Raw genomic sequence first — 14558 nt, 5'->3', positions numbered from 1 at the left:
CGGATTCCTCACGGCGGCGACCCGGGACCCCACGACCGATGTTAGCCTTGCCTTTCTCGCAGCCGGGTCGAAAGGACTTCCGTGACCACTCGCACCAGGTGGGCAGCTGCCGCCGTCGCCGCCACCGCACTGACCGCGCTGCCGGCCTGCGCCACCGGCGACTCCACCGGTGCCGCCGTCCAGTCCACCGCCGTCCAGTCCACCGCCGTCCAGTCCACCGCCGTCCAGTCCACCGCCGCCCCGTCCGCCGCGTCCGCGGCCGAACTCGACGCCGTGCTGGCGACGTTCTTCGACCCGGCGGTGCCGGCGGCCGACAAGACCGCGATCGTCGAGAACGGCGCGGCGCGGGCCGCGCTGCTCGAACAGTTCAACGGGGTGCTCGCCGGCTACCCGCTCACCGCCGACGTCGACACCGTCGAGTCCGTCGACGGCGACACGGTCACGGCGACCGTGCAGGTCACCGGCCCGCACGGCGGCGCCCCGATGCCGATGACGTTCGAGCGGGAGGACGGAACCTGGCACCTGGCGGACGAGAGCACCTGCCAGGTCCTGGCGATGGGGTCCCTGACCTGCCGGTGACCGAGCGCTCGGCCCCCGGCCGGATCAGCCCTTGCTCGGCCGGCGCTGCGGCTTCGGCGTGACGGTGCCCTCGGCGAGACGGCGCGCGCTGACCAGGAACGCGGTGTGCCCCTGCATCCGGTGCTCCGGCCGCACCGCCAGACCCACCACGTGCCAGCCGCGCACCATCGACTCCCACGACCGCGGTTCCGTCCAGCAGGTCTGCTCCCGCAGCGCCTCGACCACCTTCGACAGCTGAGTCACCGTCGCCACGTACACGATCAGCACCCCACCGGGCACCAGCGCCTTCGCCGCCGTCGGCAGAGCATCCCACGGGGCCAGCATGTCCAGCACCACCCGGTCGACCGGACCGTGCCGGTCCAGGTCGTAGTCCGCGACGTCCCCCACCGTCAGATCCCAGTTCCCGGGACGCTGCCCGAAGAAGGTCTCGACGTTGCGCACCGCATGCTCGGCGTGATCCTCGCGCACCTCGTAGGACACCACCCGGCCGGTCGGTCCCACCGCCCGCAGCAGCGAACAGGTCAGCGCACCCGAACCGGCACCGGCCTCGAGTACCCGGGCGCCGGGGAACACATCACCCTCGTGCACGATCTGCGCGGCGTCCTTCGGGTAGATCACCTGCGCCCCACGCGGCATGGACAGCACGTAGTCCGTCAGCAGCGGCCGCAACGCCAGATACGGGGTGCCGTTCGTGGAGGTGACGACGCTGCCCTCGTCCGCGCCGAGCAGCGCGTCGTGCAGGATCCCGCCCCGGTGGGTGTGGAACTCCTTGCCCGCCTCGAGCACCACCGTGTACTTGCGGCCCTTGGCGTCGGTGAGCTGCACCCGGTCACCGACCTCGAACGGTCCGCTGCGCCCGAGTCCACCTGCTGCCATCGCCGTATCCACCTTCGTCCGCTCCACCGGGACCGACACCGTGTCGGTCCCGGGCCATACCCTGCCAGGTGTGAACCCGGCCGCGACCACGCCCCCCACCGACGACCGGCCCGCGGCACCGCGGCCACCGGCGCTGTCGCCGTCCCGTGCCGCCGACTTCAAACGCTGCCCCCTGCTCTACCGGTTCCGGGCGATCGACCGCATCCCGGAGGTCCCGTCGCGAGCCCAGCTGCGCGGCAGTCTCGTCCACGCAGCCCTCGAAGCGTTGTTCACCCTGCCCGCCGCCGACCGGCTGCCCGCCCCCGCCGCCGAGCTGGTGGCACCGGCCTGGCGGCGGCTCGTCGAGCACGAACCCGCCCTCGCCGAGGTGATCGGCGAGGACCAGCGCGACCGGTTCCTCGCCGAGGCCCGCGCCCTGCTCGCCCGCTACTTCACCCTCGAGGACCCCACCGCGTTCACCCCCGAGGCGTGCGAGCTGCGGGTGGAGACCGACCTGGACGACGGGCCGCGGCTGCGCGGCTTCGTCGACCGGCTCGACATCTCCCCGCAGGGCCTGCTGCGCGTGGTCGACTACAAGACCGGCCGCTCCCCCCGGCCCGACGGCGAGGCGGCGGCACTGTTCCAACTGAAGTTCTACGCCCTGGTGATGCTGCGCACCCGCGGCGTGGTGCCGGCGCGGCTGCGACTGCTGTACCTCGCGGACGGACAGGTGCTCGACTACACCCCCGACCAGGACGAGCTGCGCCGCTTCGAGACCACCCTGCGCGCCCTCTGGGCGGCCGTGCGCACCGCGACCGACGCACGGGACTTCCGGCCCAACCCGGGACCGCTGTGCCGGTGGTGCGATCATCGGGTGCGGTGCCCGGCATTCGGCGGCACCGCCCCGCCCTATCCGGACCGCCCGGACGAACACGCCGGTGCGGACCGCACCGAGGAGGAGACGAACGAGTGAGCGACGCGGCGTACTTCGTGCCGATCGACGGGAGCAACCCCAGCGCCGACGTCGAACGCTTCCAGCCCACCGCGCACACCGTCAGCACGTGGGCACCGACGATGCAGCACGGCGCCCCGCCGTCCGCGCTGCTGGCCCGCGCCCTCGACCGCCACGGCCGACGACCCGACGCCCGACTGACCCGCATCTGCGTCGAACTGCTCGGCCCGGTGCCGCTGACCGAGATCGAGGTCCGCACCCGCATCGACCGCCCCGGCCGCAAGGTCGAACTCGTCGTCGCCGAGCTGTGGGCCGCCGGCCCCGACAGCACCGCCCGCGCCGTGGCCCGCGGCACCGCCTGGCGCATGCAGACCACCGAACTGCCCGAGGTCGCCCACACCGCCGACGCGCCGCTGCCGCCACCCGCTCGCGGCACCGTCGAACACCCCGACGCCGACTTCTGGCAGACCGGGTTCGTGCGCACCCTGGACTGGCGCACCATCACCCCCATCGGGGCGCCCGGGCCGTCGGCAGCGTGGCTGCGCACCGACGTCGCACTCGTCGAGGGCGAAGCCCCCACCCCCGTGGAGCGGCTGTTCACCGTCGCCGACGTCGCCAACGGTGTCGGCTCCAAGCTCGACCCCGCCGAGTGGACATTCCTCAACACCGACCTGACGGTGCACCTGTTCCGGGAACCGACCGGCGAATGGATCGGCATCAGCGCCGAGACCTCCACCGGCCCGGACGGGGTGGGCATGACCGCCGGCGTGCTGTACGACGAGGACGGCGCCGTCGGACGGATCGCGCAGACCGTGCAGGTCCGCCCCCGCTGACCCCGCCGCGGGCACCGACCACCGATCACCGGGCGGACGCCCGCGGACCGTGCCACACTCGACCGGACATTTCGGTCGGCGCCAGGGGAGGACGACATGCCCGCGACCGGTCCCCACCGCCGAGCCCGCGCCGCCACCGCCGCGCTGCGCACGGCACCGTGGTGGACGTCCGTGCTCCTCGGACTCGTCTGTCTGCTGCTCGGCCTGCTGCTCACGACGAGACCGCTGACCTCACTGTCCGCGCTGGGCCTGCTGATCGGCCTGGCCGCGATCACCGCCGGCGCCGCCGACCTGCTCGCCGCGCACCGCTCCCACGCCGGTGCGGCGGCCATCGCCACTGCCCTCGCCTGGATCGGGTTCGGCATCGTCGTCCTCGCCTGGCTCGGCCGGGCCCTGGATCTGCTCGCCCCCGCCGTCGCGCTCGCCCTCGTCGTCGGCGGCGCCCTGCGTCTGGCCCGCGCCGCCCGCGGCGACCTCGACGAGCGACTCACCACCGCAGTCCTCGGCCTCGCCGACATCGTGTTCGGTGTCCTCGCCTGGCGCTGGCCCGACGTCACGGTCCTCGTCGTCGCCTTCCTGTTCGGCATCCGCACCGTGTTCTTCGGCCTCACCCGCATCGGCGACGGACTCGCCGCCCTCGACGACCGCACCCCCGGCCCCACCCCGACGGCGCCCCGCCGCACCCCGGCCCGGTACCGGCGACCGGCCGTGGCGGTTCTCGCGCTGCTCGTGGCCGTCGCCGCAGCCGGCGTCGCGGTCCGCCTGCGCGCCGGCTCCCCCGTCGTCGACGCGTTCTACACCGCACCGCACCGGATGCCCGATCATCCCGGCGCGCTGCTGCGCGCCGAACCGTTCACCCGCGCCGTCCCCGACGGCGCCGAGGCCTGGCGCATCCTCTACACCACCACCCGCGACGACAACCAGCCCGCCGTGGCCAGCGCCCTGGTCGTGGTCGCGAAGAACGCCCCGCCCGGACCTCGACCGGTGATCGCCTGGGCCCACGGGACCACCGGTTTCGCCGAACCCTGCGCGCCCACCCTCCTCGACGACCCGCTCGGCGCCGGCGCCCTGCCCGCCGAGTCCGCGCTCCTCGACCGCGGCTGGGCTCTGGTGGCCACCGACTACGTCGGCCTGGGCACCGCAGGCCCGCACCCGTACCTGATCGGGCAGGGCGAAGGACGCTCGGTGCTCGACGCTGTGCGCGCAGCCCACCAGCTCGACCACCTCGACCTCGCCGACCGCACCGTCGTGTGGGGGCACTCGCAGGGCGGGCACGCGGCCCTGTGGGCGGGGCTGCTCGCCCCCACCTACGCCCCGGACACACCCGTCGCCGGGATCGCCGTGATGGCCCCCGCCAGCGACACCGTCGCGCTGACCACCGGACTCGACACCGTTCCCGGCGGCAGCGTGTTCGCCTCGTACGTCCTCGCCGCCTACACCGCGGTCTACGACGACGTCGACGGCGACACCTACGTCGGGCCCGCCGCCCGCACCCTCGTGCGCGAGATGGCGACGAGGTGCCTGTCCGAACCCGCCGTCTACGTCTCGGTCCTGTCGGCACTCTCGCTCAGTCGCGACCGATCCGTGCTGCGCACCGACCCCACTACCGGACCCCTCGGCCGCCGCCTCGCGGAGAACGTCCCCACCGGCACGATGGCCGTGCCCGTCCTGCTCGCGCAGGGCGCCACCGATTCCCTCGTCACCGCCGCCGTGCAGGACGGCTACGTGCGCGACCGCTGCGCCGAGAACTGGGCCCTGGACTACCGCACCTATCCCGGCCGGGACCACCTCGGGCTCGTCGCCGAGGACTCCCCGCTCGTACCCGACCTGCTCACCTGGACCGAACAGCGTCTCGCCGGCACCGCCGCCCCCGGCACCTGCCCCGGGCGCTGACGCGCCGGGCGCTCGGCCGCGGCTACTCGACGCCGCGCATCGCGCGGCACGACCGGATGTCCGTGGCCAGGATCGCCCGCGCCCCGATCCCGGCGAGCCGATCCATCACCGCGTTGTGACCCTTGCGCGGCACCATCGCCCGCACCGCCACCGACGAATCGTCGGCCAGCGGGGAGATCGTCGGTGACTCCAGCCCCGGCGTGATCTGCACGGCCTCGTCGAGCACCGGCTTGGGGCAGTCGTAGTCGAGCATCACGTACTGCTGCGCGAACACCACGCCCTCGATGCGGGCGACGAGCTGATTGCGCGCCGAATCCCCGCGGCTCGCGCCCTCCTGTTCGATCAGCACACCCTCCGAGTCGCACAGCGACTCCCCGAACGCCACCAGATCGTGCTGGCGCAGCGTCCGGCCCGAGCCGACGACATCGGCAATCGCGTCGGCGACGCCGAGCTGAATGGAGATCTCCACCGCACCGTCGAGACGGATCACCGTCGCCTCGATCCCCCGCGCCGCCAGGTCCCGCCGCACCAGATTCGGATACGAGGTGGCGATCCGCAGACCGGCCAGATCCTCGACCTTCCAGTCCCGGCCCCTGGGCGCGGCGTACCGGAACGTGGAGTACCCGAAACCCAGCGCGAGACGCTCGGTGACCGGCGCCGCCGAATCCAACGCCAGATCGCGGCCGGTGATCCCCAGATCGAGCTCGCCGGACCCGACGTAGATGGCGATGTCCTTCGGGCGCAGGAAGAAGAACTCGACGTCGTTGACCGGGTCGATGACGGTCAGATCGCGCGAGTCGGTGCGGCGCCGGTATCCGGCCTCACGCAGGATCTCGGCGGCGGACTCGGACAGCGAGCCCTTGTTCGGAACTGCGACGCGCAGCATGGACGGTCCTTTCGGCAACGGTGCGAACAGCAAGGGGCGGGAAAACGTGCGGGAGGTCTCGCGGGCACGACGGCCGGCCACGGGCCACGGCCCGGCGGCGCGCCGTCACAGGTGCTTGTAGACGTCCTCGAGCTTCAGTCCCCGGCCGACCATCAGCACCTGCACCCAGTACAGCAACTGCGAAATCTCCTCCGCCAGCTGTTCGTCGCTCTGGTACTCGGCGGCGATCCACACCTCGCCGGCCTCCTCGATCACCTTCTTGCCCTGGGCATGGACCCCGGCGTCGAGGGCGGCGACGGTGCCGGACCCCTCGGGACGGGTGACGGCACGCTCGGACAGCTCGGCGAACAGGGAATCGAAGGTCTTCACGGGGGTTCATTGTTTCATGACCGCGGCACGCTCCCGCACCCAGTGTCCCCCGCCGGACCGTCAGAACCCGAGGGTGAGGCCGCTGTCGAACCGGCGCCGCCGCCCGGTGCGCGGATCGTCGAACTCGACGGTCCGCGCCAGCAGGCGCAACGGATCGGAGAAGTCGTCCGGCGCGCGGCGCCGCAGCCGCGGATAGAAGTTGTCCCCCACGATCGGCGCGCCCAGCGAGTTCAGGTGCAGCCGCAGCTGATGGGTGCGCCCGGTCCGGGGATGGAGCCGGTACCGGGCCAGCGCGCCGCGCCGCTCCACCAACTCGATCCACGTCTCGGAGTTGGCCTCGCCGGGCTCCTCCACCGCCGTGAGCTCACCGTGCCGCTTCCGGATGCGGCTGCGCACCGTGCGGGGGAACTCGAGTCCGGGCCGGTAGGGGGCGATCGCCTCGTACACCTTGCGCACCCGCTGCCGTTCGAACAGCTGCTGGTACAGCCCCCGCAACGCCGGGTCGACGGTGCACAGCAGCACGCCCGCCGTCATCCGGTCCAGACGGTGCACCGGCACCAGCTCCGGCAGACCGAGTTCGCGGCGCAGCCGTACCACCACCGTCTCCCGGATGTGCGCGCCCCGCGGGATCGTCGCCAGGAAGTGCGGCTTGTCCACGACGACCAGCCCCTCGTCGCGGTGCAGGACGGTCACCGGGAACGGCACCGGCACCTCCGGCGGCGGCTCGCGGTAGAAGTACACGAACCGACCCGGCTGGTAGCCGGTGTCCTCGGTCACCGGCCGGCCGTGCTCGTCGACGAGTTCCCCGGCCGCGACGTGGCGCTGCCAGTCCTCACCGGGTTCGGCGCGGTGCAGGAACCCCAGGATCGTGCGGGCCGGATCGGTCACCGGCAGCCGCAGCCGATCGGGGCCGAGACCGTCGCGCACCGGCAGCGGCGGCGCGGCCACGGTCAAGGCCCGGCCGGGTCCGGCACGCACGCCTCGCACACCAGGCTCAGCTCCCGGCCGTTGATGTCCGGGTGGTTGCGGTAGCGCGAGGTCGGGGCCCCGCACACCGCGCACCGCCCCAGCACCGCCGCCGCGTCCGAGAACTCGACGTTCATCCGGCCGTCGAAGACGTACAGCGAACCCTCCCACAGCCCGTCGTCGCCGAACGTCTCGCCGTAGCGGACGATGCCGCCGTCGAGCTGATACACCTGCTCGAACCCGCGGTTGCGCATCAACGCGGACAGCACCTCGCAGCGCACCCCGCCCGTGCAGTAGGTCACCACCGGCCGCGACTTGAGATGGTCGTAGCGGCCGCTGTCGAGCACCGACACGAACTCGCGCGTGGTCGCCACGTCCGGCACCACCGCCCCACGGAACCGGCCGATCTGCGCCTCGAACGCGTTGCGTCCGTCGAAGAACACCACCTCGTCGCCGCGCTCGCCGATCAACTCGTGCAGCCCGTGCGGCGACAGCGGCACACCACCGCCGACCACCCCGTGCTCGTCGACCTTCACCTCGTGCGGCGCCCCGAACGTCACGATCTCCGGCCGCACCCGCACCGACAGGCGCGGAAAGTCCCGCCCGGTCCCGTCCGACCATTTGATGTCGGCGTCGGCGAACGGCGCGTACGCGCGGGTGCCGCGCAGGTACCGCTTCACGGCGGCGATGTCGCCGCCGACGGTGGCGTTGATGCCGTGCTCGGAGATGAGGATGCGGCCGGTGAGCCCGTTCGACGCCGCCAGGGTGTGCTGCCACAACCGGATCGCCTCCGGATCGGCCAGCGGCGTGAACCGGTAGAACAACACGATCTTCGGGATCGCCACCTCAGCACGCCCCGGGCAGGTGCAGCGCGTGCAGGTCCGCGACGGTCAGCCCGTCCAGACTCTCCCGGAACACCCGTCGCGGCGAGCCGGGCACCTCCGTCAACGACGGCACCACCAGCACCGTGCAGCCCGCGGCCTCCGCGGCCGCCGCCCCGGTGGGCGAGTCCTCCACCGCCAGACAGTGCACCGGATCGAGACCGAGCAGCTGCGCCGCCCGCAGGTACGGCGCCGGGTCCGGCTTGCCGGCCGGCACCTCGTCGCCGCACACCGAATGATCGAAGTGCTCGCGCCCCAACGTGTCCAGGGCGAACTCGCACAACGCCCGGTCGGTGTTGGTCACCAGCGCGGACCCGAGCCCGGCGGCGCGCACCGCCCCCAGCGTCCGGCGCGCCCCGGGCCGCCACGGCAGGCCCTGCGCGAACAGCTCCCCCATGCGCCCGTACAGCCACGCCTTCGCGGCGGCCAGGGCGTCGGGGTCCGGGACGAGATCGAGCGACTCGAACACCGTCCGCAACGCGAACGCGCTCGACGCCCCGATCGTCGCCCGCCGTGTCTCGTCCGTCATGGGCGCGCCCAGGCGCAGCGACAACTCCCGCATCCCGATGTCCCACAACGTTTCCGACTCGAGCAGCGTGCCGTCCATGTCCCACAGGACCGCTCGCAGCGTCGACGTGGCCACCGCGCTAGACATTGAAGTACTTCGCCTCCGGGTGATGCAGGACGAACGCGTCGGTGGACTGTTCCGGATGCAGCTGCAGCTCCTCCGACAGCTCCACCCCGATCCGGTCCGGCTCGAGCAACTCGACCAGCTTGATGCGGTCCTCGAGGTTCGGGCACGCTCCGTATCCGAACGCGAACCGCGCCCCGCGGTAGCCCAGCTTGAAGAACTCGGCCACGTCCGCCGGATCCTCCTCGGCCAGGTTGTGACCGCCGGCGAGCACCAGCTCCTCCCGGACCCGCCGGTGCCAGTACTCGGCCAGCGCCTCGGTCAGCTGCACGCCGATGCCGTGCACCTCCAGGTAGTCCCGGTAGGAGTTCGCCGCGAACAACTCGTTCGCGAAGTCCGCGATCGGCTGCCCCATCGTCACCAGCTGGAACGGCAGCACGTCCACCTGCCCCTTCGCCCGCGCGTCCGCCCGCGACCGCACGAAGTCGGCGATGCACAGGAACCGGCCGCGCTGCTGCCGCGGATAGGTGAACCGGTACCGCTCGGCGGCGTCCGGATGCGGCTCGGCCAGCACCACCACGTCGTCGCCTTCCGACACCGCCGGGAAGTACCCGTACACCACGGCGGCGTGCGCCAGGATCCCCTCGGTGGACAACCGGTCGAGCCAGTACCGCAGCCGCGGCCGGCCCTCGCTCTCCACCAGCTCCTCGTACGTCGGCCCGTCCCCGGTGCGCTGCCCGCGCAGCCCCCACTGTCCCAGGAACAGCGCCCGCTCGTCGATCAGGCCCGCGTAGTCGGCCAGCGCCACCCCCTTGACCACCCGGGTGCCCCAGAACGGCGGGGTGGGCACCTCGAGGTCGGCGGCCACATCGGAGCGTTCCGGCACCTCCACCGGCGTCTCGGCGGCCTTGCGCTTCTCCGCGATCCGCTTGGACCGCTCGTGCCGCGCCTTGCGCTCGGCGGCCTTCTCCTTCGCCGCGACCGCCTCCGGGCTGTCCGGCGCCGGGCCCTCGCCGCGCTTGACGGCCATGACCCGGTCCATCAGATGCAGCCCCTCGAACGCATCGCGCGCGTAGGACACCTCACCGTCGTAGATCTCGGCCAGGTCGTTCTCGACGTACGAGCGGGTCAGCGCGGCACCGCCGAGCAGCACCGGGAACCGCTGCGCCACCCCGCGGTGATTGAGCTCCTCGAGGTTCTCCTTCATCACCACGGTCGACTTCACCAACAGCCCGGACATGCCGATCACGTCGGCGTTCTTGTCCACGGCCGCGTCCAGGATCGTCGCGATCGGCTGTTTGATGCCGAGGTTGACCACCTCGTAGCCGTTGTTGCTCAAGATGATGTCGACGAGGTTCTTGCCGATGTCGTGCACGTCGCCCTTGACGGTGGCCAGCACGATCCGGCCCTTGCCCTCGTCGCCGGTGGACTCCATGTGCGGCTCGAGGTACGCCACCGCCGCCTTCATCACCTCGGCGGACTGCAGCACGAACGGCAGCTGCATCTGCCCCGAGCCGAACAGCTCCCCGACCGTCTTCATCCCCGACAGCAGCGTGTCATTGATGATCGCCAGCGGCGGCGTCGTCTGCATCGCCTCGTCCAGATCCGCCTCGAGCCCGTTGCGCTCGCCGTCGACGATCCGCCGCTCGAGCCGCTCGAACAGCGGCAGCGCAGCGAGCTCCTGCGCGCGGGACTCGCGCGACGACGCCGCCGACACCCCTTCGAACAGCGCCATCAGCTTCTGCAGCGGGTCGTATCCCTCGCGCCGCCGGTCGTACACCAGGTCCAGCGCCGTCTCGCGCTGCTCGTCCGGGATCCGCGCCATCGGCAGGATCTTCGACGCGTGCACGATCGCCGTGTCCAGCCCCGCCTGCACACACTCGTGCAGGAACACCGAGTTCAGCACCTGCCGCGCCGCCGGGTTCAGTCCGAACGACACGTTCGAGATGCCCAGGGTGAAGTGCACCCGCGGATGCCGGCGCTTGATCTCGCGGATCGCCTCGATCGTCTCGATGGCGTCCCGGCGGACCTCCTCCTGCCCGGTGGAGATCGGGAACGTCAGGGCGTCGACGACGATGTCCTCCTCGCCGAGGCCCCAGTTGCCGGTCAGATCCGCGATCAGCCGCTCGGCGATGCGCACCTTGTGCTCGGCGGTACGCGCCTGACCCTCCTCGTCGATCGTCAACGCGACCACCGCGGCACCGTGCTCGACCACGTGCTGCATGATCCGTTCGAACCGCGAACCCGGGCCGTCGCCGTCCTCGTAGTTCACCGAGTTCACCGCGCACCGGCCCCCGAGATGCTCGAGACCGGCCCGGATCACGTCCGGCTCCGTCGAATCGATCATGATCGGCAACGTCGACGCCGTCGCCAGCCGGCTCGCCAGATCCGCCATGTCGGCGGCGCCGTCGCGGCCCACGTAGTCCACGTTCAGATCCAGCAGGTGCGCGCCGTCGCGGATCTGATCCTTCGCGATGTCCAGGCACTTCTGATGATCCCCGGCGAGCATCGCCTCCCGGAACGCCTTCGACCCGTTCGAATTGGTGCGCTCGCCGATCATCAGGATCGACGAGTCCTGCTCGAACGGTACCGCCGAGTACAACGACGACACGCCCGGCTCCGGCCGGGGAGCGCGTTCGGCGCGCTCGGTCTCGCGCACCGCCTCGGCGACCTGCCGGATGTGCTCGGGGGTGGTGCCGCAGCAGCCGCCGACCAGCGCCAGCCCGAACTCGGCGACGAACCCGCTGAGCGCCTGCGCCAGTTCCTCCGGGGTCAACGGGTACTCGGCGCCGTTGGCCCCGAGCACCGGCAGGCCCGCGTTCGGCATCACCGACACCGGCAGCCGGGCATGCTTGGACAGATGCCGCAGGTGCTCGCTCATCTCCTCCGGGCCGGTGGCACAGTTCAGCCCGATCAGGTCGATGCCCAGCGGCTCGAGCGCCGTCAGGGCCGCCCCGATCTCGCTGCCGAGCAGCATCGTGCCGGTCGTCTCCACCGTCACGTGGGTGACGATCGGAATGCGCCGCCCGGACCGCTCCATCGCGCGGCGGCTACCGACGATCGCGGCCTTCGCCTGCAGCAGGTCCTGGCAGGTCTCGACGAGGATGGCGTCGGCGCCGCCGTCGAGCATGCCCAGCGCGGACTCGGTGTAGGCGTCACGCAACACGGCGAACGGGGCATGACCGAGGGTGGGCAGCTTCGTGCCCGGACCCATCGAGCCCAGCACGAACCGTCCCATGCCGTCCGGGCCGGGACCCATCTCGTCGGCCACCTCCCGGGCCAGGCGGGCGCCGCGTTCGGACAGGTCCCGGATGCGATCGGCGATGTCGTAGTCGGCGAGGTTGGGCAGGTTGCAACCGAAGGTGTTGGTGGAAACGGCATCCGCTCCCGCCTCGAAGTACGCCCGGTGGATTCCCCGGATGACGTCGGGCCGGGAGTCGTTGAGAATCTCGTTGCACCCCTCGAGGCCGCGGAAGTCGTCCAGACTCAGATCCGCGGCCTGCAACATCGTGCCCATCGCCCCGTCTCCCACGACAACGCGCTGCGAGAGCGCATCGAGCAAGGCAGAGTGCAATGGGGTGGACATGCGTTCCAGACTAGTGGGCGGCCCGTCCGGCTCTCGCCGTAGGCTGGACAGGTGAGTGCAAGCGAGTTCGCCGAGACCCCGGAACCGGACGTGCCGACCCTGCGTGACCCGGTGCTGGTCGCCGCATTCGAAGGGTGGAACGACGCCGGTGACGCGGCCAGCGGCGCCGTCGAACACCTCGAGCTCATCTGGGACGCCGAACCGTTCGCCGAACTGGACTCCGAGGACTACTACGACTACCAGGTCAACCGCCCCATGGTGCGTCTCGTCGACGGCGTCACCCGCGAGATCGAATGGCCCGCCACCCGCCTGTCGGTGTGCTCTCCCCCCGGCAGCACACGCGACGTCGTGCTGCTGCGCGGCATCGAACCCAACATGCGCTGGCGCAGCTTCTGCGACGCCATCATCGAACTCGCCGACGAGATCGGCGTGCACACCGTCGTCATCCTCGGTGCCCTGCTCGCCGACACCCCCCACACCCGGCCCGTCCCCGTGACCGGCACCGCCTACAGCACCGACGCCGCCAAACGCTTCAACCTGGAAGGCTCGCGGTACGAAGGGCCCACCGGCATCGCCGGGGTCCTGCAGGATGCGTGCGTCCGCGCCGGCGTGCCCGCCGTGTCGTTCTGGGCCGCCGTCCCCCACTACGTCTCGCAACCCCCGAACCCCAAGGCCACCGTCGCGCTGCTGCGCCGCGTCGAAGACGTCCTCGACCTCGAGGTCCCGCTCGGCGAACTGCCGGTCCTCGCCGAGGAATGGGAACAGACCGTCACCGCGATGACCGAGGACGACGAGGAGATCGCCGAATACGTCCGCGCCCTCGAGGAACGCGGCGACGCCGAATCGGACATCTCCGAGGTCATCGCCAAGATCGACGGCGACGCCCTCGCCGCCGAGTTCGAACGCTACCTGCGGCGACGAGGCCCGGGCGGCTTCACCCAGTGAGGGCGGCACGCGCCTCGCTGCCGCGTGCCGCCCTCTACGCCGGAGGATTCCTCGGACCCTTCGGCGGCGGTGTCGTGGCGTCGATGCTGCCGGAGATCGGCGCCTCCACCGGCGTGAGCGCCGGCGCGGCCGCGAGCACCCTCACCGCCTACCTCGGACCGTTCGCGCTGACCATGCTCGTCTCCGGCACCCTCGGGGCACGGTGGGGACGGGTCCGCACCGTCCGCACCGCGTACATCGTCTACGCCGTCGCGTCGCTGGCGTCCGCGCTCGCCCCCACCCTCGGGCTGCTGCTCGCATCCCGGGCCCTGCAGGGCGTCGCCAACGCCTTCACCACCCCGCTGCTGCTCGCGGCGCTCGCCGCGCTCGTCCCGCGGGCCCGCCTCGGCCGCGCCCTGGGCCTGTTCGGGGCGATGCAGGCCGCCGGACAGACCTCGGCCCCGCTCGTCGGGGGGCTGGCCGCCGAGGTCGACTGGCGGTGGGCGTTCGTCGTGATCGCCGCGGCGGCCGCCGTCCTCACCGTGATCGGCCTGCCCGAGCAGCTGACCGCGCCCACCGGCGAGGCCCCGCCACGGCTGCGCGACGCGCTGCGCCCCGACGTGGTGCGCATCGGGGTCGTCGCCCTGCTCGGTTGGGGAGCACTCGGCGGGTTGAACTTCCTGCTCGCCTTCCGCGCCGAGGACGTCTTCGGTCTGACCCCCACGCAACGGGGCCTGCTCCTGACCGGCTTCGGCGTCGCCGGCATCCTCACCGCCCGCCGGGTCGGCACCCTCATCGACCGCATCGGGGCCCGTCGCACCGTGCTGCTCGGCGCCCTCGCCGGCGCTGGTCTCGTCGTCGTCGTCGGCACCGCCGGACTGCTGTGGCTGGTCGCGGCCGCGTGGTTCGTCGCCGGCATCGCCTCCCAGTGTGTGCTCGTCGGGGTCAACGCCGCCGTCCTCGGCTCCTCGGGCCGCAACCGCGGCGGCGCCGTCTCGGTGGTGCAGGCGTTCCGGTTCTCCGGCGGCGCCGTCGCCCCGCTGGCACTGACCCCCCTCTACGCCGCCGCCCCGGTCGCGAGCTTCGTCGTGCCCGCCCTCGTGCTCGCCGTCGTCGCCCCGCTCGCGATGCCGCGCCGCGACTCCCCCTCCCGCTGACATCCTCACCCCGGCGGCGGTGAGCACTTCCTGACCGCCGCGTAAC

13 protein-coding genes are annotated in these 14558 nt (G+C 72.2%); 6 read left to right on the top strand and 7 right to left on the bottom strand.

What is annotated here, in order from left to right; genetic code table 11:
• Nucleotides 1-81: 81 nt before the first annotated feature.
• Complete coding sequence (locus tag LZP97_RS07840) at nucleotides 82-579, top strand: hypothetical protein (RefSeq protein WP_040269747.1); 498 nt, start codon at nucleotides 82-84, stop codon at nucleotides 577-579.
• A gap of 24 nt (nucleotides 580-603) precedes the next feature.
• On the opposite strand, the gene LZP97_RS07835 is transcribed toward LZP97_RS07840, so the two are convergent.
• Nucleotides 604-1455, bottom strand: a complete 852-nt coding sequence (locus tag LZP97_RS07835; protein WP_010596458.1) for a tRNA (adenine-N1)-methyltransferase — start codon at nucleotides 1453-1455, stop codon at nucleotides 604-606.
• A 70-nt stretch (nucleotides 1456-1525) separates the two neighbouring features.
• On the opposite strand from LZP97_RS07835, the gene LZP97_RS07830 reads away from it, so the two are divergent.
• The 3 genes from LZP97_RS07830 (at nucleotide 1526) to LZP97_RS07820 (ending at nucleotide 5112) form a co-directional block, all read left to right on the top strand.
• Entirely contained in the window at nucleotides 1526-2407 is an 882-nt protein-coding gene (locus LZP97_RS07830) for a RecB family exonuclease (RefSeq protein WP_048773786.1), read from the top strand.
• Nucleotides 2404-3219: a thioesterase family protein gene (locus LZP97_RS07825; RefSeq protein ID WP_048773783.1), complete on the top strand. Its 816-nt coding sequence runs from the start codon at nucleotides 2404-2406 to the stop codon at nucleotides 3217-3219. Before LZP97_RS07830 ends, LZP97_RS07825 begins: the two co-directional genes overlap by 4 nt.
• Nucleotides 3220-3315: 96 nt before the next feature.
• Nucleotides 3316-5112 (top strand): alpha/beta fold hydrolase, encoded by a 1797-nt coding sequence (locus tag LZP97_RS07820; RefSeq protein ID WP_040269743.1) that lies wholly within the window; start codon nucleotides 3316-3318, stop codon nucleotides 5110-5112.
• A 22-nt stretch (nucleotides 5113-5134) separates the two neighbouring features.
• Here the strand turns inward: LZP97_RS07820 and hisG are convergent, their stop codons facing one another.
• The 6 genes from hisG to metH form a co-directional block, all read right to left on the bottom strand.
• Complete coding sequence (gene hisG, locus LZP97_RS07815) at nucleotides 5135-5998, bottom strand: ATP phosphoribosyltransferase (protein WP_010596462.1); 864 nt, start codon at nucleotides 5996-5998, stop codon at nucleotides 5135-5137.
• Nucleotides 5999-6103: 105 nt separating this feature from the next.
• Nucleotides 6104-6367, bottom strand: coding sequence for a phosphoribosyl-ATP diphosphatase (locus LZP97_RS07810; protein ID WP_003937712.1), 264 nt, complete (start codon nucleotides 6365-6367; stop codon nucleotides 6104-6106).
• Between the two features lie 60 nt (nucleotides 6368-6427).
• Nucleotides 6428-7315, bottom strand: a complete 888-nt coding sequence (locus tag LZP97_RS07805) for a pseudouridine synthase (protein WP_026138018.1) — start codon at nucleotides 7313-7315, stop codon at nucleotides 6428-6430.
• Nucleotides 7316-7317: 2 nt separating this feature from the next.
• On the bottom strand, nucleotides 7318-8178 hold the full coding sequence (trhO, locus tag LZP97_RS07800) for an oxygen-dependent tRNA uridine(34) hydroxylase TrhO (RefSeq protein WP_048773782.1): 861 nt from the start codon (nucleotides 8176-8178) through the stop codon (nucleotides 7318-7320).
• Nucleotide 8179: 1 nt separating this feature from the next.
• Nucleotides 8180-8869, bottom strand: coding sequence for an HAD family hydrolase (locus LZP97_RS07795; protein WP_048773781.1), 690 nt, complete (start codon nucleotides 8867-8869; stop codon nucleotides 8180-8182).
• Entirely contained in the window at nucleotides 8862-12431 is a 3570-nt protein-coding gene (metH, locus tag LZP97_RS07790) for a methionine synthase (RefSeq protein ID WP_040269736.1), read from the bottom strand. Before metH ends, LZP97_RS07795 begins: the two co-directional genes overlap by 8 nt.
• A gap of 51 nt (nucleotides 12432-12482) precedes the next feature.
• Between metH and LZP97_RS07785 the strand changes: the two genes are divergently transcribed.
• Nucleotides 12483-13376: a PAC2 family protein gene (locus tag LZP97_RS07785; RefSeq protein ID WP_010596468.1), complete on the top strand. Its 894-nt coding sequence runs from the start codon at nucleotides 12483-12485 to the stop codon at nucleotides 13374-13376.
• Complete coding sequence (locus LZP97_RS07780; RefSeq protein WP_048773779.1) at nucleotides 13373-14512, top strand: MFS transporter; 1140 nt, start codon at nucleotides 13373-13375, stop codon at nucleotides 14510-14512. The genes LZP97_RS07785 and LZP97_RS07780 overlap by 4 nt, the downstream gene beginning before the upstream one ends.
• Nucleotides 14513-14558 lie beyond the last annotated feature (46 nt).

Source organism: Rhodococcus sp. DMF-1, from assembly GCF_021441945.1.
GTDB lineage: Bacteria > Actinomycetota > Actinomycetes > Mycobacteriales > Mycobacteriaceae > Rhodococcus > Rhodococcus ruber.
This window is presented reverse-complemented; position numbering and strand designations above follow the sequence as displayed.

Bases quoted from the DNA above. Each gene is read 5' to 3' on its own strand.
- LZP97_RS07795 (WP_048773781.1), bottom strand. From the start codon at position 8,869: ATGTCTAGCGCGGTGGCCACGTCGACGCTGCGAGCGGTCCTGTGGGAC.
- hisG (WP_010596462.1), bottom strand. From the start codon at position 5,998: ATGCTGCGCGTCGCAGTTCCGAACAAGGGCTCGCTGTCCGAGTCCGCC.
- metH (WP_040269736.1), bottom strand. From the start codon at position 12,431: ATGTCCACCCCATTGCACTCTGCCTTGCTCGATGCGCTCTCGCAGCGC.
- LZP97_RS07820 (WP_040269743.1), top strand. From the start codon at position 3,316: ATGCCCGCGACCGGTCCCCACCGCCGAGCCCGCGCCGCCACCGCCGCG.
- LZP97_RS07835 (WP_010596458.1), bottom strand. From the start codon at position 1,455: ATGGCAGCAGGTGGACTCGGGCGCAGCGGACCGTTCGAGGTCGGTGAC.